This is a genomic window from Sediminibacterium sp. FW305-C-49 (genome assembly GCF_058231085.1).
Map to the genome: position 1 here is coordinate 1,234,311 of NZ_JBIQXS010000002.1, position 18,381 is coordinate 1,252,691.

The following is an 18,381-nucleotide window of genomic DNA, read 5'->3' on the forward strand; positions in this document are numbered from 1 at the left end:
TCTAAATAGTAAAACAACAAGTATGGCAAGTGAAGCAACAGAAAAAGTACATGTATTGATTATAGGTTCAGGTCCGGCAGGGTATACCGCAGCTATTTATGCTGCCCGTGCAAATATGAAACCTGTTTTATACCAGGGTATACAGCCCGGAGGTCAGCTCACCATTACCACTGAAGTAGAAAATTATCCCGGTTATCCGGATGGCATACAGGGGCCAGAAATGATGGTTCATTTTGAAAAACAGGCCGCCCGTATGGGAGCCGATATCAGGTATGGACTCGCTACCAAAGTAGATTTCAGTAAACAGCCTTACCGGGTAGAAATTGATGAAGAAAAATGGATTGAAGCAGACGCTGTTATCATCAGCACCGGTGCATCGGCAAAATGGCTGGGACTGGAAAGTGAACAGCGGCTGAATGGTTTTGGTGTAAGCGCATGTGCAGTATGTGATGGGTTCTTCTTTAAAGGAAAAGAAGTGGCCATTGTAGGCGCAGGAGATACAGCCGCAGAAGAGGCTTTGTATTTATCGAAACTCTGTACCAATGTACACATGTTTATCCGTCGCGATCAGATGCGTGCCAGTAAGGTCATGCAGGATCGTGTACTCAATGCCCCCAATATCAAAGTTTACTGGAATACCGATACCGATGAAATACTGGGCGAGAAAAAAGTAGAAGCTGTTCGTATTAAAAACAATAAAACCAACGAAACACAGGAGATACCTATAAACGGATTTTTTGTGGCCATTGGTCACCAGCCCAATAGCGATATTTTCAAAGGCTGGATCGATATGGATGAAACCGGATATATTAAAACCATCCCGGGTACAACCAAAACCAATCTGGAAGGGGTCTTTGCTGCGGGTGATGTGCAGGACAAAAATTACCGCCAGGCTGTAACCGCAGCCGGTAGTGGCTGTATGGCAGCACTCGATGCAGAACGTTACCTTACTTCAAAAGGATTAGCCTGAAAAACAGAGAAACAGAGAAATAAGGAACATGAAATAAGGAAGTGATGATCTATATTGTCATTACAACATTCCTCCTTATTTTTCATTCCTTATTTCTTATTCCTTATTTCATATTTTTTCCCTATGTTCTCTATTCATCTTCATCAGGTACAAATACACGCATACCATGGGTTGTATGAGGAGGAGAAACTGTTGGGTAATGATTTCGTGATTGATCTTACGGTTAACTATCATCCTGCAAGTTTACCTGTTAAGCATTTGGAGCAGACCATCAATTATGTATCGTTGTACGAATTGGTTCAACAACATATGCAGGTGGCAACCCCTTTACTTGAAACGGTGGTGTCAAATATCGCCATCGATATTCTGGCACAATTTTCTCTGTCTGAAGAGGTGTATATTTCTATCCGGAAGTTGCATCCGCCAATTGCACAGTTTACAGGGGCCACTGGCGTATCGCTTTCACTGAACCGAAAAGACCTATCGTTATGAAAAGAAATTTGCAGTCATACATCCTGATTTGCTGTTTGTTTTTTGGTAACCTGTTATTTGCACAGGATATCAATATCCTCCTCAAAGAAGCCAGTAACCTGGAAAGGGTACAGAAAGATAATGAAGCACTGGAAAAATATAAGCAGGTTTTATCTATTGAGCCATCACATCTCAAAGCGCTTGTTAGATCTGCAGAACTGAGTGCATCTATTGGAGGCAAACAGACCGATAAAAACGGTAAACGTCTGTATTATGAAACTGCATTGGCTTATGCAAAAAGAGCCTGGCAATCAGACAGTAACCAGGCCGATGCTCCATATGCCATGGCCATGGCTGCCGGTAAAATGACCGATGTGGAAACGGAGAACAAACAGATTGTAGCGTATGTTAAAGATATCAAACAATATGCAGATAAGGCTTTAACACTGAATGCCAATCATGCAAAAGCCAATTACACCATGGGCAAATGGCATTATGAAATGGTAACATTATCGGGACTGAAAAAAGCCGCAGTTAAACTATTGTATGGTGGGTTGCCTCCAAGTGATCTGGACAAAGCCATTGAATACATGGAAAAATGCAGAACACTTGATCCATATTTTGTAGCCAACTATCTTGATCTTGCAAAAGCCTATAAAGAAAGCCGTCAGCCTGCTAAAGCCATTGAAGTACTGAATAAGCTCGTGAAATTACCTACCCGCACCGGAGATGATGTTGCACTAAAAGCAGAAGGGGCCAAATTATTGGCATCGATGTTATAATCTTTGATTGGTTGATCTGTGATTTTTCGAGTGAATAAAGGATAAGTCAAGCAATAAAGTGTCTCCTAATCAATTCAATGAATAAAAAATAAAACCCATGTCATTACAGGAATTATTTACCGCAGCCGTAGCTAACAGTAAAACTTTAACGGAAAAACCGGATAATGAAACTTTGCTGAAATTATATTCGCTCTACAAACAAGCCACTGAAGGTGATAATACGGGGGCAGCACCGGAAAATATGTTCGACTTTGTTGCCAAATTCAAACATGAAGCATGGGAGAAATTGAAAGGAGTAACAAAAGATGCTGCCATGCAGCAGTACATTGATTTAGTAAATAAACTAAAAGGATAGAAAAAGCCACTACTTGTAAAACAGTAGTGGCTTTTTCTCTTTTTAGCGGATAAGATACCCTACACCAACAGCTAAATTATTAAATGGCGTTCCAGAAAATCCTCCTGTAAAATTCACCTGGTTACTCCTAGTTTCCATAGTTACCTGTCCTGCTAAATTGTAAGATTTAATACGTGCCTGGCTGTAAGCTACCTGACCCAGTGAAATTATATTGGCCATAAATACCCATCTTTTCTTGGTCTGATAAAGAAAACCCATACTGGCAGATACACCGATTGCGAGCGTATTGCTTGATGACGATAAAACACTATTATTTTTATTCTGTCCCTTCCCAACAGTAAACCCACCAGTAAATGGTACGCTCAGATAAAATCTAGATGCAAGGGGTGTTAGAATTGTATGACCAAAAGCAAGACCTAACTGGTTACTCGTAAATCTGCTCACATTACCAATACTGTTGTCTTGCTTATTCATGGTATGGTTGTACGAAAGTTGTATACTATTGTACCGTGTGTTCGAAGAAAAACGAGATACTGAAAGATTAAAACCAGCACTTAGTCCCGAGATTTTTGTATTGCCGGTAATATTTTTCTCATTACCACTATTGAAATTTAACTGACCTGCTAACAATCGGTCATTCCTTTGAAACTGGGCAAAGCAAACAGATGTGCAAATGATCCCTAGAATCAATAATTGTATTTTTCTCATAGTCTTATTTTTTGCTAAGAAATGTTATAAACAGTATTCAATACAATGTATTAGTATTTTTTAACAATTGATTATCAGGCAAGTGTTACATATGATGTGATTTCCATCGCCCACTTTTCATGTACCATAATGAAGGTACTAATAAAGTGATCCAGTAAATGCCTTCACTGGCCCAACCCCATTCGATGGAGAGCTGTAACTTTTCAAGAACAATATAAACGTAAAGACAATACAGTATAATCGCTGCAAATTCACTGAACAGGTTCACTTTTGTATTTCCTGTTCCGGTAACTGCATTCAGCCAGATAACAGAAACAGACATGAGTACCAATGCAAAAGAAACAATACGCATAACGGGTATAGCTGCTTCAATAAATGCTTCCCCCTGACCATACACTGATAAAAACGCATGTGGAAATAGATTCAGTAATCCACATACGATGATGGCGAATCCCACACTCCATTTCATGATCTTGTTTACCAGTTCTGTTACGCGGTGTTGGAGGCCCTGACCAATAATATTACTGACCATACTATTGGTAGTGGCTCCAAAAGCCCAGGTAAAGCAGCCAAAAAAGCCAAAAATATTCCGCATGGTATTCGATACGGCAAGGTCGAGTTCACCATGGTGTTCTATCAGAATATAAAAGAATTCCCAACTAATGATACTAATGGCCAGTTGCAAAATAACAGGAGAGGAGATGCGTAAAATCAGTTTAATGTTTTGCCAATCATAGCCGATATTCCTGAATAGATCAAGTCGTTTTCCAATACCCTGCAGGTGTATCACCAGAAAAATAACAATCAGTCCTGCAAATTCTGCTATGATAGAGGCATAAGCTGCACCATTGAAACCCAGTTCGGGTAAACCCAGTTTGCCATAAATCAATCCATAATCAAAATAAATATTGGCGATGGCTTCTACGGCTGTCCCAATAATAAGGAAACGGCTTTGATTGGTTCCTACCAGTAAGGCATTACGCATCTGGTACACATATAAAAAAGGAAGACCCAATATGCGGATGTTCAGAAAATCAACCGCCATTTTTACCCGTTCTGTATCATGTAATGCAAAACGAAATAAAACAGGCGCCAGAAACCAGGTAAGTAATATGCCAAGTATAGCAAATACCAGCGATATCCTGATACCCTGTGCAAAAAGGTTACCGATCTGGTCAACCCGGTTCTCACCCGCACGTCGTGAAATAAGTGCCTGTAAACCATTATTCAGTCCATGACCAATCACCGCAAAAACCAGGTAGTATACACCTGTAATACCAGCAACGCCCAGTTCTTTCTGGCCAAGTCCACCCAGGAAAATATTATTGGTAATGAAATTGATCTGAGGAACCACAATAGAAGCCGTAATCGGCAGGGCAATACTCAGTATCTGCCTGTTGGTAATAGATACCTGTAAATTGATATTTGCGCTATTGGATGCCATGAACGGTCGCAAATCTACTATTTAAACTCTTGTACAACTCAGTGGCTTTTTTTATATCATTGCAAACAATATCTACCTTATGGCAAGAAAAACAATGGCATTCTATCCATCCACACCCCCAACCGGGGAACAGGGGCGTAAACTACGTGTGGAAATAGGTCCATTGTATGTTGCCTGTTCGCTCACAGAACAGGATCAGCCCGGTGCATTTGAGTTTTTTGAACTGGATAACGATATCAATGACTGGAGTGATGTATTTTTTGAAATCAAAAACAATTCACAATTACTCAAGAAGCATACAGGGAATGTTGATATTGTGTACAATTTTCCAGAAGTGTTATTGGTACCAATGGAAAAACTGAGTAGCGCTGCGGCATCCGATTATCTCACACTGGTGTATGGCGATTCGGCCAAACATGAAATAAAACACGATAAACTTTCCGACCAGTTGGGTATGATTGCTATATACCGGGTAAAAAATACCATTATCGATCAGGCAGTACGTCATTTTCATTTGTTTCAGGCACATCATTTGTACAGCCAGATAACCAGAGATTTGTTTGGAAGAACAGAACTACCCGTTCATTTTCTAAAAATACAGGTCTACCCAGGCACACTAATTGCAGCGCTGATGATTAACCAGCAATTGCAAATGATTCAGACTTTTTCATTCGAAACAACCGAAGATGCCTGCTTTTATCTATTATCCATGCTGAAAGAACATGGCATCAGTACGCAGGAAACACAGATTGAAATGAGTGGTTTTATTGAGCCTCATGCGGATCTTCACAGGAGATTGCAACAATTGTTTACCAACAGACATTTTCACAATTTGCCCGAAGAATCATTATTACCGGGTATGCTGGAACAATACCATCCACACACATTCACTCCATTTTTTAATACGGTAGCATGAGGATCATTTCAGGAAAATGGGGTGGAAGAAGAATCAGTCCACCGGCCAATATGCCGCATACACGTCCAACTACGGATATAGCCAAAGAAGGGCTTTTCAATATTCTACAGAACAGGATGGATTTCGAAGACAGTAAAACACTTGATCTGTTTGGCGGAACAGGTTGTATCAGTTATGAACTGGCATCGAGGGGTGCTGCCAATCTTACGATTGTAGAGAAGGATACTGTTATGCATGGGTTTATCAAAAAAAATGCTGAAATGCTGGGTATGCAAAACCATAAGATATTAAAGATGGATGTGTTTGCCTACCTGAATAGTTGTACAGAAGATTTTGATTTCATTTTTGCCGGCCCCCCTTATGCACTTGGTGCAATCGATGAAATTCCCAAAATCATCGTGTCCCGTAAAATGATTCGTAAGGGTGGTTTTTTTGTACTTGAGCATACACCCAGGAATAACTATGAAAAATTTGAAGGCTTTGGTTTTCAAAGAAATTATGGAACGACTTTGTTTTCTTTTTTTATAAAAAACGAATGACGGCCGTGAATGGTGAATGATGAAGCGTCAATAAAACGCTTGCCATTGACCACTCACGCTTCACCATTCACTATTCACCTCATGCCCCATCCCATACTCATCACCGGAATAGGTACCGATATCGGTAAAACGCTGGTAGCAGCCATTGTTACCGAAGCATTGGGTGCCGATTACTGGAAACCTGTACAGGCAGGTTATGAAACAGGCACCGATGCACAAACCGTTGCCTCCTTAATCAGTAACCAGACGAGTGTGATTCATAAAGAATCATATTGTCTGGCAATGCCTGCTTCACCACATATTGCAGCAGCAAAAGAAGGAGTAGAAATAGAAATGGCAGTTCTGCAAAATAGCTGTTCAACCATTTTGCATAGTATCGGTAATAAACCGCTGGTTGTAGAAGGTGCTGGAGGATTACTGGTTCCACTGAATCAAAATGAAACAGTGGCTGATCTTGCGAAAGCCATTGATGCCCGTGTAATTTTGGTGAGCAGGAATTATCTCGGCAGCATTAATCATTCCAGACTTACGGCTGCTTATTGCAGACAGGCAGGGCTGAATGTGGCCGGATGGATATTCAATGACCAGTACCTCGATTATGAAAAAGAAATTGTGCAATGGACGGGATACCCCTCTCTTGGAACTATTGCGTATCTTGAAAATAAGGATCCAAAAACGATTCGTATGTATGCAGATCAGTTGAGGTATTCATTACAAAACTTGATAGCAGGTTAACATGACCAAACAGCAGTTAAGACAACAACTCATCGCCGAAAGGAAAAAAATTTCCGCACGAGACCGTATGCTGATGGACGACCTGCTGCTAATACAGTTCCAGCGTTTGCCTTTGGGTAGCTGGCAAACTGTGTTGAGTTATGCACCGATGGAACAAAAGGGAGAGCCCAATATTTCTTTGTTTGAAGGTTACCTGGATCATTTTATTCCTCAAATACAATTTGCCTATCCGGTAAGTGATTTACAGCAGCATACCATTACCGCTCACCTGGTAACGGAAGCTACCTTATTCCAAAAAAATGAATGGGGTATTGAAGAGCCACTGTATGAACCGGTATTGGATCCCTTACAGATCGATATGGTTTTTGTTCCGATGCTGGTCTGCGATGCCCATGGCTACCGCGTGGGTTATGGGAAGGGTTTTTATGATCGCTTCCTGCCACAATGCCGACCCGATACTGTTAAAATCGGATTTAGTTATTTTGAACCTGTTCAGTCTATTACAGACACCCACGAATTTGATGTACCTTTGAACTACTGTATCACGCCGAAGGATATCTATGAATTTTAATACCCTTTTCCTCAAATCATTTCGTGTTCTGCTCTTACCTGTTGCATTAATTTATGCACTCGTCATCCGCATCAGAAACTGGCTGTTTGATAAACACTATTTAAAATCATCCAGTTTTAATTTTCCATTGATTTGTGTAGGTAACCTGGCTGTTGGAGGCACAGGCAAATCACCTATGGTAGAATATTTACTGTATCTGCTCAACCCACAGTTTAAAGTAGGAACACTCAGCAGGGGGTATAAACGAAAAACCAAAGGATATGCACTAGCGCATGCCAATACTACAGCACTTGAAATAGGGGACGAGCCGATGTTGTTTCATATGAAATTTCCAACTGTTCCTGTTGCCGTGGGAGAAGAAAGATTAGTGGCCATTCCCCAATTATTACAGGATATTCCCGATCTGCAGGCCATTATTCTGGATGATGCTTTCCAGCACCGTTCCGTTAATGCGGGCTTTAATATTCTCCTTACAGAATACAGCAATATTTATGTACATGATTTTTACCTGCCTACCGGCGACCTGCGAGATGAAAAAGCATCAGCCAAAAGAGCATCTGTTATCGTAGTCACCAAATGCCCGCAGGATCTGAGTAATGAAAAAAAACAACAGATCATACGAAACCTGAAACCAAGAGCAGACCAGAAAGTATTTTTTACACGGATAGCTTATGGGGTGCCTTACCATATTTTTAACTACGACGATGAATGGCTGCTCACGCCACGCGATGAAGTATTACTGGTGTGTGGTATTGCCAACCCCAAACCATTGAAAGACTATTTACACGAAACCACCCATACTTATTACCAGCAGGATTATTCAGACCATCATATTTTTTCGATTGATGACCTGAATGATATCAGAAAAAAATTTGAACAGATATACGCTAAAGATAAAATCATCCTAACCACCGAGAAGGATGCGGTTCGACTCATGAAATTCAGGGAAGAACTGGCCAATTTGCCCATGTATGTATTACCCATCCGACATGAATTTTTGTTTGGAGAAGGTGAACAATTTAATATCATGGTTACTGATTTTATCAGGAACTTTAGCTTCAAGTCAATGACATGAGCAGAAAACCATCCAAACAGAAACAAAAACAGAAACAGAAGGCCAAATCCTCACAGGTACAGGTGCTGAAAGGAAAACTTGAAGTAACCCGTTCCGGTATGGGATATGTAGTGATAGAAAACGGAACAGGCGATGTACTGGTGCGTCCCGGCGATTTTATGAATGCACTGAATGGCGATATTGTTCGTGTAAAAGTGGTAAAGGAAAATGGCCGCACCGGAAAGAAAGAAGGAAAGATCACAGAAGTAGTTACACGTCGTCAGACAGAATTCATCGGGTATGTTCAGCTCTCCACCAATTTTGCCTTTTTTGTACCGGATACCGATAAACCCATGCCCGATCTTTTTATTCCACTGACTTCCTTAAATGGGGCTAAACATAAAGACAGGGTAGTAGCAAGGCTCGTTAAATGGGATAAGGACGATAAAAAACCAGTAGGTGAAATTGTCAACGTCATGCAACCCGAGGATGAGAATGATGCAGCCATGAAAGAATTGCTGGCTCAGGCAGGTTTCCCGCTTTTCTTTTCGGAAGATGTATTGGAGGAAGCGGAAAGATTACCGGAAATACTTGACAGCGAAGAACTCAAAAAAAGAAAGGATTGCCGTAATATTCTAACATTTACCATTGACCCGGTTGATGCAAAAGATTTTGATGATGCATTGTCCATCCGTTTACTGTCGAATGGTATTTATGAAATAGGTGTACATATTGCAGACGTAAGCTATTATGTGGAACCGGAAACTGAACTCGACGAAGAAGCCTATAAAAGAGCCACATCTGTATACCTGCCCGATCGCGTAAACCCGATGTTGCCGGAACGCATATCCAATGAACTCTGTTCACTGAGACCGCATGAAGACAAGTTTACTTTTTCTGCCATTTTCCAGATGAATACAAAGGGTGAAATAAAACAATACTGGTTGGGCCGTACAGCTATTCATTCGGATCATCGGTTTACCTATGAAGATGTACAGGAAATCATTGAAAAGAAAGAAGGAAAATACCTGGATGAAATTTTACTGTTGAATGATCTCGCACAGCGGATGCGAAAAAAACGATTCAGTAAAGGAGCCATCAATTTCTCTTCACAGGAAGTGCGCTTTAAACTCGATGAAAAAGGGAAGCCTGTTGGCATCATGGTAAAAGAAAGTAAGGAAGCGCACCAGCTTATTGAAGAGTTTATGTTACTGGCCAACAGAACGGTGGCTGAAAACATTTCGAAAATACAGATCAATAAAAAACCACTGCCTTTTCCATACCGGGTGCATGACCAGCCAGATGCTGAAAAACTGATGCCTTTTATGGATTTTGCTAAAAAGTATGGACACAAATTCGATCTGGGATCACCAGAATCGATTGCGCGTAGTTTTAATTCCATGCTGGAAGCCGCGAAAGGAAAACCAGAACAGCATGTGCTGGAACAACTGGGTATACGAACCATGGCCAAAGCAGTTTATACAACAGAGAATATTGGTCACTATGGACTTGCCTTTGAACATTACTGTCACTTCACCTCACCCATCAGACGTTACCCTGATGTACTGGTACACAGGGTACTGGAATCGGTACTACAGGGCAAGCCGCTGATCGATAAGAAAATGGAAGAAAAGTGCAAACACAGCAGCGACAGAGAACGCGCTGCCATGGAATGCGAACGCGCTGGTAACAAATACAAACAGGTAGAATACATGCGCGATTACCTGGGTGAAATGTTTGAGGGAGTGGTGAGCGGTGTTTCCAGTTTTGGTTTCTGGGTAGAAACTGTGGCCCATAAATGTGAAGGACTGGTAAGTCTGATCAGTTTATCTGATTATGATGATTTCAGACTGATCGAAAGCGACTACAGCCTTGTTGGCAGAAGAAGTGGCCGCACATTCCGCATGGGAGACAAAGTGATGATCAGGGTAGTAGCAGCCAATCTCGAAAAACGACAGCTTGATTATGAATGGGTATTGGGTGGGGAGGAAGAAAAAAATCAAAAGTCAAAAGTCAAAAGTCAAAAAAAGAAAAAATAAAAACTTACCCTTCTTTAAATACGATTCCTTCTTTCTCTAGCATGACCAACACAGGTTCGTAAATAGCAGGGATGATGGGAATGTGTAATCCTGTTACGGTTAATTTTCCTTCTGCAATTAAAACAGCAGCTATAGCCAGTGGTAGTCCAACTGTTTTGGCCATGGCGGTGCGGAGATGGTCTTCGCCTTTTACCACAAGACTGCTTTTCACTTCGTGTTGCTGTCCGTTTAACGAATAAACTATTTCGTGTAACATCACAATCATATCCTTATCTGCAGGTTGTAAAATCCAGCTTTGTTCCATTCGCCATTGAAGGATATCAGCCGCTGTACATCGTCCTTTGTTAATAGGCTCATTATTCATGAATCCAAGGAATTCAAACTGGGTGCGTATTAAATCATCAGACATATATTGATTAAACAAAACCCTGAGCTGTTTTTCTTGCAGGTGTTGCTGGAGAAACTGATGGATGGTTAAGCCTTCGGTATCATACAATACTTTTTCATCTGTCAGTTGCAGGGCAACGATGGCGGCCCAGCCTTTACAAAAATCGGGATACCGCAAAGTGGTTCTGAGGAAATCTTTTGTTTCCGTTAACTCATACAAATCAATATAACTCAATGAATCGCGGTTGGCATAATAGGCGAGTGTGCCTACCGAAGGAATGTTCACAGTTGTGCCTTGCTCAAAAAGCATTTCATAGGAAAGCTTTTTTACAACAGTATTCTCACGGTAAACAGCTCCGGCTTTACCTGCCAAAACCACATTTCTGGGGTTCCAGCTTATTTTATAATGCCAGAGATTATCATCACTTTCTGGTGCAACCAATCCCCCGCAATGCGAGTAAAATGATTCGATGCGTCCGCCTTCGGCTTTAATCCGGTGAATCAGTTGCATGGCGCTCATATGGTCTATGCCCGGATCAAGCCCCATTTCACATAAAAATAAAATACCTTTCTCCTCAATAGAAGCGGCCATTGCCCTGATGGCGGGATCTACATAGGAAGCAGTAAGTAAATGTTTCCCCAACCGAAGACAATCTTCTGCAACTGGCAGATGTAATGATGGCGGCATCAATGAAATCACAACATCAGCCGCTTTAATCAGTATAGCTCTGTTTTCTGCATCCAGAATATCCAGTTGTACAGCATGGGTACCTTTGGCATTGCCCAGTTTATCCTGTACCGTTTTTAAATCGCCATCGGCAACAGTAAGTATCCATTGACGCTCTGCGACGACCTTTTTCAGGTAATCAATCAATACCGTGGCAGACTTGCCTGCACCAAATACCAGCAGATGTTTTGTGGTTAACATGGGCGCAAGCTAAGGAAAGTCGGGAAAGTCAGAAAGTCCGAAAGACGGGAAGTCCGGAAGTCGGAAAGAACAGGTGATAGCATTTATCATTACTTCATACCGCAGACTCTCAACTTCGGTCTTTCCTCCTCCCTGTAACATCTGCCCATCTTGCACGTTTAATAAAAAAAAAGTATGAAAAAACTGATAATCCTGCTGATGGCTTGTTGCATGATGGGTGGACAGGCCTGGTCACAAAAGACGGTACAAGATGCCAACGCAAAAGCCAGATCCCTGAAAAATTTCCAATCGATACAGGTATCGCATGGAATTGATCTTTACCTCACACAGTCATCTGAAGAAGCGGTGGCTGTTAGTGCGGCAAAAGATGAGTACAGGGACAAAATCATCACCGAAGTGGAAGATGGGGTGTTAAAGATTTATTATGAAAAAGAAAATGGTGGATGGAATTGGGGCGGAGACTGGGGCAACAGGAAGCTGAAAGCATATGTATCGGTAAAAACGCTGGAAAGATTGAGTGCATCGGGTGGATCTGATGTGTTTTGTGAAGGAGTAATCAAAGCCGGCGATCTTAAAGTGCAGATTTCCGGTGGATCTGACCTGAAAGGGAATTTTTCCTGTAACCTCTTGGCACTTTCAGCCAGTGGTGGCAGCGATGCCGATTTAAAAGGCAAAGCTGTAAACTTAAAAATCAGTGCATCGGGCGGAAGTGATGTAGATGCTTATGAATTGAGTAGTGAAACCTGCCAGGTACACTCATCGGGTGGGAGTGATGTGAATGTGAACGTAAGCAAATCCATTGATGCACATGCCAGCGGTGGAAGTGATATCCATTACAAAGGAACTCCAACAGAAACCAAGACCAATAAAAGCGGTAGTTCAGATATCAGAAGAGTTTTGTAAGCAGACAGTTTTAGGTATAGAAGTGACCCCGGATCAGATGCTGATACAGCAACGGATTCAGGGGTCTTTTTTTATGCAGTTTTGTGGATAAAACCCCTTAAAAAACAAGGTTTTTTACACCCCTTTCACACCCAAAAAAGCTATCTTCGCCAACCGGCAAATAAAAGGGTAAATCCCAGCCGGAAAGAACTTAAAAATTCAGTACGAGATCAGCGAACATGGAAGAAAATCTGTTACCGGAACAAACCAGCGATAACGATCGGATTATACAGGTCAATATCGAGGAACAAATGAAAACTGCCTACATCGATTATTCGATGTCGGTGATCGTAGGACGAGCTTTACCCGATGCACGTGATGGTTTCAAACCTGTACACCGCAGGGTGCTGTACGCCATGAATGAACTGGGCAACAACAGCAATAAGCCTTATAAAAAGTCTGCCCGTATTGTGGGGGAAGTAATGGGTAAATATCACCCCCATGGTGACTCCTCCATTTATGATACCCTTGTTCGTATGGCCCAGGACTGGACCATGCGCTATACACTGGTAGATGGTCAGGGTAACTTTGGTAACCAGGATGGCGACCCACCGGCTGCCATGCGTTATACAGAAGCCCGTTTACAGAAAGTGGCCGAAGCCATGCTGGATGATATCGAAAAAGAAACGGTAGATTTTCAACTCAACTTCGACGATTCACTCAAAGAACCTACAGTTCTCCCTTCAAGAATTCCACAATTGCTGGTGAATGGATCATCTGGTATTGCCGTAGGTATGGCCACCAACATGATGCCACATAACCTGAGCGAGGTAATTGATGGATGTGTTGCTTATATCGACAATAAAGAAATTACAGGCGAAGAACTGATTACCTATGTAAAAGCACCCGATTTCCCAACCGGGGGTGTGATTTATGGTATGGAAGGGGTAAAACAGGCATTGTTAACCGGCCGCGGAAGAGTAGTGGTACGTGGTAAATGTCATGTTGATACCAAAGCCAGCGGACGTGAACAGATTGTCATCACCGAAGTGCCTTATCAGGTAAACAGGGATCAGTTAACGGATCGTATCGGACAACTGGTAGTAGATAAAACCGTTGAAGGCATTGCACATGTCAACAATGAAAGTAATAAGCGTGAAGGCACCCGGATTGTACTTGACCTGAAGCGTGATGCTGTGGCACAGGTGGTAATTAACCAGTTGTACAAATACACAGAATTGCAAACCAGTTATGGTATCAATAATGTGGCACTTACCAAAGGTAAACCCAAGATCATGAACCTCCGCGACCTGATCGTGGAGTTTATTGATTTCAGGATGGAAGTGGTGATACGCCGCGCGAAATTTGAACTGAGAAAAGCAGAAGAGCGTGCCCATATTTTAGAAGGTTATTTAAAAGCGCTGGATCATCTGGACGAAGTAATTACACTGATTCGTGCTAGCAGAACACCAGATGAAGCAAAAGAAAGCCTGATCCAGAAAAGTAAGGAAGGTCAATGGCTACTCAAACAGGAACTTTTCAGCGATCTTACCAATGAACTGTATACACAGGAACAAGGTTTGTCGGAGGCACAGGCTAAAGCCATCCTCGAACTGCGTTTACAGCGACTGACAGGTATGGAACGTGACAAGATCATTGAAGAATTCAATGGTTTGATCAATACCATTAAAGACCTGAAAGCTTTATTGGCCAGTGAAGAACTGCGTTATGCACTGATCCGTACAGAACTGCTGGAAGTAAAAGAACTGTTTGGGGATGCGCGTAAAAGTGAAATACAATACCTCGCTGATGAAATGCGTATTGAGGACCTGATTGAAGAAGAAGATGTGGTCATCACCATTTCGCACCTCGGATACATCAAGCGTACTTCTGCAACGGAATACCGTCAGCAAAGAAGGGGCGGACGTGGTGCGGTAGGTTCCAAAACAAGAGATGAAGATTATGTAGAACACCTTTTCGTGGCATCTACACATGATACCATGATGTTCTTTACCGAAAAAGGACGTTGTTACTGGATGCGTGTATATGAAATTCCGGAAGGAGAAAAGCAAAGCAAGGGAAGGGCTATCCAGAACCTGATACAGTTACCGGGTGATGACAAGGTAAAAGCCATTATTGATGTGAAGAACCTGGCAGATAAAGACTTTGTTCAGCAGCATTATATTGTACTTTGTACCAAGAAAGGAATCATTAAGAAGACATCACTGGAAGATTTCAGTCGCCCGCGTGCCAATGGGGTAAATGCGATTACCATTGTGGAAGGTGATGAATTACTGGAAGCAAGAATGACCGATGGTAAATCCGAAATCATGCTGGCGGTAAAGAGCGGAAGGGCCATTCGTTTTGAAGAAGAAAAAGTACGTTCAACAGGTCGTGGTGCCATTGGTGTAGCAGGTATCGAAGTGGAAGATGAGAAGGATGAGGTAATTGGCATGATCTGTGTAAATAAGGAGGATACCAGCAGAACCATACTGGTGGTAAGTGAAAAAGGATTTGGTAAAAGAACAGCCATTGATGAATACCGTATCACCAACAGGGGGGGTAAAGGCGTGAAAACCATCAATGTTACCGATAAAACAGGAAGTTTAGTCGGCATTCTCTATGTTACTGAAAAAGAAGATCTTATCATTACATGTAAATCTGGTATTACCATTCGTACGGGTATCAACGATATCCGCGAAGCGGGTAGGGCTACCCAGGGTGTTAAATTGATTCGCATTGATGAGGGTGATGAAATTGCTGCTATTTCTCAGATTGAGGAAGATGATGAAGAATTGACTGATCTTGAACCAACCCCCGAAAATACAAATACACCCGGTGAACAAACACCTGGTGAAAACGAAACAAATTCAAACGAAAACCAAGTATAAAACCTCCCGTTATGAAGAAGCTTTTATTGCTTTCCATGTTTGCCATGTTAATGCAGTTTGTTACTGCACAGGATTATAAAAAAGTATCCAATGCGTTATTATTGGGTAGAGTAGAAGATGCCAAAACAGAAATTGACAAGTTAGCTGCCGATCCAAAGGCCCAGGCCAAAGCCGAGACCTATATGTGGAAAGCAAAAATTTATGCTGCCATTTTTAAAAACCAGCAGTTAAATGCTAAATTCCCGAATGCGGAGACAGAAGCTGAAGCAGCAATCAGGAAATACGAAGAAATGGACCCAACTTATGCAGTAGCAAAAGAAAAAGATGGCATTACAGCGTATTTCGATATGTATTCATCTTTTATTAATCAGGGAAGCAACCGTTTTAATGCAAAAGATTGGGCTAATGCAGGACAGTCATTTGTAAATGGAATAAAATACATTGATCAGATTATAGCCAATAAGTGGACCAGCAATTCCATTGGCATGGATACAACTTCTATTCTTTATGCTGCTATCTGTTTTCAGAATGCCAAACAACTCGAAAATGCATCTATTTACTATAAAAGAATTGCAGATAACAAAGTAAATGATACCAACTATGTAGATGTATATCGTTTTCTGGTTGATTATTATACCCGTGGTAAAAAAGATGAAGGCCAGTTCTACAAATACCTCGCTATCTCAAGAGAAGTATTTCCAGCAAACAATGAAGAATGGGAAAGTTATGAAATGGATTTTATCGATACCTATGATCTGAAAGCAAAAACAGCTTTGTATGCCAAGGAAGAAGCGGCGGGTACACTCACTGAAAATAAATACATCCAGTATGGAAGTGCTTTTGCCAATGCAAAGATGAAAGATGATCTTGATAGTGCTACGGCAGCCATGTACAACAACAAAGCAGTAGAAGCTTTCAAAAAAGCATTTGCCAAAAATGATAAGAATGCCATTGCTGCATTCAACACCGGTGTTATTTATTATAACAGTTTTGGCGAATTAGACGATAAAGTACGTGATAATATCAGATCAGTACAACGCATCAATGCAGAAAAACCAGTAGAAAAAGATCCTAAAAAGAAAGCAGCTGCAGATGCCAAAGCAAAAGCTGAAGCAGAACCCTACCTGAAAGCCAATGCAGCCCTCGAAGCTCCCATTGCCCAGCAGGTAGACCAGGCAGTGGAATGGCTCGAAAAAGCCTACACTTTATTGAAAGACAAAGCTACCAGAACCAACAATGAAAGAAGTGTTATCAATAAATCTGTTGACTGGCTGGCGAACCTCTACAGCTACAAACGCGATAAAGTGAGGGGTAAAGACAATGCCGCTTTTGATAAATTCGAAGCTAAATTCAAAGAATTCGATGCATTGCACAGTAAATTCTAACAACTCATAAAGTTTTCAAAAAAGCTCCGTTAAAACGACGGGGCTTTTTTTATTGCTGCAAACAATCAGTACATTTAGGAAGCTATTTTGCATCACGATATATCCTACAGCTATGCCAACGACATTGCAAACGATCAGATCGCTTATTTTTTGTGTTGTATTACTGAGTTCCTGCAAGGGAGCAGCCGATAAGCAAACAGAGACAACCGTAGCAGGTACACCAAAACTAAAAACAACAGTATTGGTGAATAACCACGAAATTATCTGGGGTATGGATTTTCTTCCCAATGGTGATCTGCTCTTCACCGAAAAACGTGGGCGTATCTACCGTTATACAACCGGAGGCGTTACGGAAGAACTAACAGGCGTGCCTGCAGGTATTAATACCAACGGACAAGGTGGATTACTGGATATAAAAGTACATCCATCCTACAACAGCAATGGATGGGTGTATATATCCTATGCTTTCAATAATCCGGGAGGAGGAAGTCTGCTTCGTTTAACCAGGTTTAAATTGAATGGCAATGCCATAACCAATGCCGAAACCATTTTCACCAGTAAAACGGCCAATACCTGGTACGGTCATTATGGAAGTCGCATTGTATTTGATAATGCGGGACTCTTATACCTGAGTATCGGAGAAGGGGGTTCAGGCAGTTATGGTGGGGCCAGCAGCAGCAACCAGAATGCACAGGATACCAAAAGCGATTGGGGTAAAGTACATCGTATGTCAGATGATGGTAAAGTGCCGGCAGATAATCCGGTATTACCTGGCAATACAAGTGCAACAACGGTCTATTCATATGGACACCGCAATCCTCAGGGCATGATCTTCGATCCGGTAAACAACCGTATCTGGGAGAATGAACATGGACCAATGGGAGGCGATGAAATCAACCTCGTAGAAAAAGGCAAGAACTACGGATGGCCACTGGTTTGTTTTGGCAAGAATTACGATGGGGTAGCGGTGTCGGCAAGTCCAACAGCAGCAGGTATCACCAATCCTGCCAAATACTGGGATCCATCCATTGCACCTTCGGGTCTTGCCGTTATCACCAGTAACAATTTTAAATCATGGAAAGGCAGTCTGCTCACAGGGTCATTAAAATTCAATCATGTTAGCAGGGCAGTGGTACAGGGCGATAAAATTGTGGAGGAAGAAAAAATTCTCGAAGGCATTGGCCGCGTACGCAATGTAAAACAAGGCCCAGATGGAAACATCTATGTATCTGTTGAAGGACCGGGGAGGATTATTAGGGTAACAGGAGAATAGGAGAAATTTCTGATGTATGATGTCGGATGTCTGATATAAAAAAACAAATCC

The 18,381-nt window shown here is 41.8% G+C and carries 17 protein-coding genes; 14 read left to right on the forward strand and 3 right to left on the reverse strand.

The annotated features are described in order from the left end of the window. The first annotated feature begins 22 nt into the window (after positions 1-22). The 4 genes from trxB (at position 23) to ACH3Z1_RS12920 (ending at position 2,578) form a co-directional block, all read left to right on the forward strand. Positions 23-970 (forward strand): thioredoxin-disulfide reductase, encoded by a 948-nt coding sequence (gene trxB / locus ACH3Z1_RS12905; protein WP_490822387.1) that lies wholly within the window; start codon positions 23-25, stop codon positions 968-970. A 123-nt stretch (positions 971-1,093) separates the two neighbouring features. Further along, positions 1,094-1,462: a dihydroneopterin aldolase gene (locus tag ACH3Z1_RS12910; protein WP_490822388.1), complete on the forward strand. Its 369-nt coding sequence runs from the start codon at positions 1,094-1,096 to the stop codon at positions 1,460-1,462. Further along, a complete protein-coding gene (locus ACH3Z1_RS12915; RefSeq protein WP_490822389.1) occupies positions 1,459-2,223 on the forward strand; it encodes a tetratricopeptide repeat protein in 765 nt (254 codons plus the stop codon). Before ACH3Z1_RS12910 ends, ACH3Z1_RS12915 begins: the two co-directional genes overlap by 4 nt. A 97-nt stretch (positions 2,224-2,320) precedes the next feature. Next, positions 2,321-2,578, forward strand: coding sequence for an acyl-CoA-binding protein (locus ACH3Z1_RS12920; protein ID WP_490822390.1), 258 nt, complete (start codon positions 2,321-2,323; stop codon positions 2,576-2,578). A gap of 42 nt (positions 2,579-2,620) precedes the next feature. Here ACH3Z1_RS12920 and ACH3Z1_RS12925 read toward each other — a convergent pair whose 3' ends face one another. Further along, positions 2,621-3,286 carry a hypothetical protein gene (locus tag ACH3Z1_RS12925; RefSeq protein WP_490822391.1) on the reverse strand — a complete coding sequence of 222 codons (666 nt, stop codon included), beginning with the start codon at positions 3,284-3,286 and terminating at the stop codon, positions 2,621-2,623. A gap of 85 nt (positions 3,287-3,371) precedes the next feature. Continuing rightward, entirely contained in the window at positions 3,372-4,742 is a 1,371-nt protein-coding gene (locus ACH3Z1_RS12930; RefSeq protein ID WP_490822392.1) for an MATE family efflux transporter, read from the reverse strand. Between the two features lie 67 nt (positions 4,743-4,809). Here ACH3Z1_RS12930 and ACH3Z1_RS12935 point away from each other — a divergent pair, with 67 nt between their 5' ends. Genes ACH3Z1_RS12935 through rnr form a run of 6 tightly spaced genes read left to right on the forward strand, consistent with a single transcriptional unit; the run spans position 4,810 to position 10,584 of the window. Further along, positions 4,810-5,646, forward strand: coding sequence for a DUF3822 family protein (locus tag ACH3Z1_RS12935; RefSeq protein ID WP_490822393.1), 837 nt, complete (start codon positions 4,810-4,812; stop codon positions 5,644-5,646). Next, positions 5,643-6,185, forward strand: coding sequence for an RsmD family RNA methyltransferase (locus ACH3Z1_RS12940; RefSeq protein ID WP_490822394.1), 543 nt, complete (start codon positions 5,643-5,645; stop codon positions 6,183-6,185). The genes ACH3Z1_RS12935 and ACH3Z1_RS12940 overlap by 4 nt, the downstream gene beginning before the upstream one ends. A 45-nt stretch (positions 6,186-6,230) precedes the next feature. After that, entirely contained in the window at positions 6,231-6,920 is a 690-nt protein-coding gene (gene bioD, locus ACH3Z1_RS12945) for a dethiobiotin synthase (protein ID WP_490822395.1), read from the forward strand. A gap of 1 nt (position 6,921) precedes the next feature. After that, a complete protein-coding gene (locus ACH3Z1_RS12950; protein ID WP_490822396.1) occupies positions 6,922-7,491 on the forward strand; it encodes a 5-formyltetrahydrofolate cyclo-ligase in 570 nt (189 codons plus the stop codon). Next, positions 7,481-8,566 carry a tetraacyldisaccharide 4'-kinase gene (gene lpxK / locus ACH3Z1_RS12955; protein ID WP_490822397.1) on the forward strand — a complete coding sequence of 362 codons (1,086 nt, stop codon included), beginning with the start codon at positions 7,481-7,483 and terminating at the stop codon, positions 8,564-8,566. The genes ACH3Z1_RS12950 and lpxK overlap by 11 nt, the downstream gene beginning before the upstream one ends. Next, positions 8,563-10,584: a ribonuclease R gene (gene rnr, locus ACH3Z1_RS12960; RefSeq protein WP_490822398.1), complete on the forward strand. Its 2,022-nt coding sequence runs from the start codon at positions 8,563-8,565 to the stop codon at positions 10,582-10,584. The genes lpxK and rnr overlap by 4 nt, the downstream gene beginning before the upstream one ends. A gap of 4 nt (positions 10,585-10,588) precedes the next feature. Here the strand turns inward: rnr and ACH3Z1_RS12965 are convergent, their stop codons facing one another. Continuing rightward, positions 10,589-11,899 (reverse strand): saccharopine dehydrogenase C-terminal domain-containing protein, encoded by a 1,311-nt coding sequence (locus ACH3Z1_RS12965; protein ID WP_490822399.1) that lies wholly within the window; start codon positions 11,897-11,899, stop codon positions 10,589-10,591. Positions 11,900-12,073: 174 nt separating this feature from the next. Between ACH3Z1_RS12965 and ACH3Z1_RS12970 the strand changes: the two genes are divergently transcribed. The 4 genes from ACH3Z1_RS12970 to ACH3Z1_RS12985 all read left to right on the forward strand — a co-directional run bounded on the left by ACH3Z1_RS12970 (position 12,074) and on the right by ACH3Z1_RS12985 (position 18,330). Beyond that, positions 12,074-12,802: a head GIN domain-containing protein gene (locus ACH3Z1_RS12970; protein ID WP_490822400.1), complete on the forward strand. Its 729-nt coding sequence runs from the start codon at positions 12,074-12,076 to the stop codon at positions 12,800-12,802. A 218-nt stretch (positions 12,803-13,020) separates the two neighbouring features. Further along, the gene (gene gyrA, locus ACH3Z1_RS12975; RefSeq protein WP_490822401.1) at positions 13,021-15,672 is read left to right on the forward strand and encodes a DNA gyrase subunit A; all 2,652 of its coding nucleotides are present in this window, start codon (positions 13,021-13,023) and stop codon (positions 15,670-15,672) included. Positions 15,673-15,683: 11 nt separating this feature from the next. Continuing rightward, positions 15,684-17,057 (forward strand): hypothetical protein, encoded by a 1,374-nt coding sequence (locus ACH3Z1_RS12980; protein ID WP_490822402.1) that lies wholly within the window; start codon positions 15,684-15,686, stop codon positions 17,055-17,057. Positions 17,058-17,169: 112 nt separating this feature from the next. Next, positions 17,170-18,330 (forward strand): PQQ-dependent sugar dehydrogenase, encoded by a 1,161-nt coding sequence (locus ACH3Z1_RS12985; protein ID WP_490822403.1) that lies wholly within the window; start codon positions 17,170-17,172, stop codon positions 18,328-18,330. The last annotated feature ends 51 nt before the right edge of the window (positions 18,331-18,381 follow it).

What these genes read in the sequence shown, in the direction of transcription:
- trxB (WP_490822387.1), top strand. Translation starts at nt 23, where the DNA reads ATGGCAAGTGAAGCAACAGAAAAAGTACATGTATTGATTATAGGTTCA.
- ACH3Z1_RS12910 (WP_490822388.1), top strand. Translation starts at nt 1,094, where the DNA reads ATGTTCTCTATTCATCTTCATCAGGTACAAATACACGCATACCATGGG.
- ACH3Z1_RS12915 (WP_490822389.1), top strand. Translation starts at nt 1,459, where the DNA reads ATGAAAAGAAATTTGCAGTCATACATCCTGATTTGCTGTTTGTTTTTT.
- ACH3Z1_RS12920 (WP_490822390.1), top strand. Translation starts at nt 2,321, where the DNA reads ATGTCATTACAGGAATTATTTACCGCAGCCGTAGCTAACAGTAAAACT.
- ACH3Z1_RS12925 (WP_490822391.1), bottom strand. Translation starts at nt 3,286, where the DNA reads ATGAGAAAAATACAATTATTGATTCTAGGGATCATTTGCACATCTGTT.
- ACH3Z1_RS12935 (WP_490822393.1), top strand. Translation starts at nt 4,810, where the DNA reads ATGGCAAGAAAAACAATGGCATTCTATCCATCCACACCCCCAACCGGG.
- ACH3Z1_RS12940 (WP_490822394.1), top strand. Translation starts at nt 5,643, where the DNA reads ATGAGGATCATTTCAGGAAAATGGGGTGGAAGAAGAATCAGTCCACCG.
- ACH3Z1_RS12950 (WP_490822396.1), top strand. Translation starts at nt 6,922, where the DNA reads ATGACCAAACAGCAGTTAAGACAACAACTCATCGCCGAAAGGAAAAAA.
- lpxK (WP_490822397.1), top strand. Translation starts at nt 7,481, where the DNA reads ATGAATTTTAATACCCTTTTCCTCAAATCATTTCGTGTTCTGCTCTTA.
- rnr (WP_490822398.1), top strand. Translation starts at nt 8,563, where the DNA reads ATGAGCAGAAAACCATCCAAACAGAAACAAAAACAGAAACAGAAGGCC.
- ACH3Z1_RS12965 (WP_490822399.1), bottom strand. Translation starts at nt 11,899, where the DNA reads ATGTTAACCACAAAACATCTGCTGGTATTTGGTGCAGGCAAGTCTGCC.
- ACH3Z1_RS12970 (WP_490822400.1), top strand. Translation starts at nt 12,074, where the DNA reads ATGAAAAAACTGATAATCCTGCTGATGGCTTGTTGCATGATGGGTGGA.
- gyrA (WP_490822401.1), top strand. Translation starts at nt 13,021, where the DNA reads ATGGAAGAAAATCTGTTACCGGAACAAACCAGCGATAACGATCGGATT.
- ACH3Z1_RS12980 (WP_490822402.1), top strand. Translation starts at nt 15,684, where the DNA reads ATGAAGAAGCTTTTATTGCTTTCCATGTTTGCCATGTTAATGCAGTTT.
- ACH3Z1_RS12985 (WP_490822403.1), top strand. Translation starts at nt 17,170, where the DNA reads ATGCCAACGACATTGCAAACGATCAGATCGCTTATTTTTTGTGTTGTA.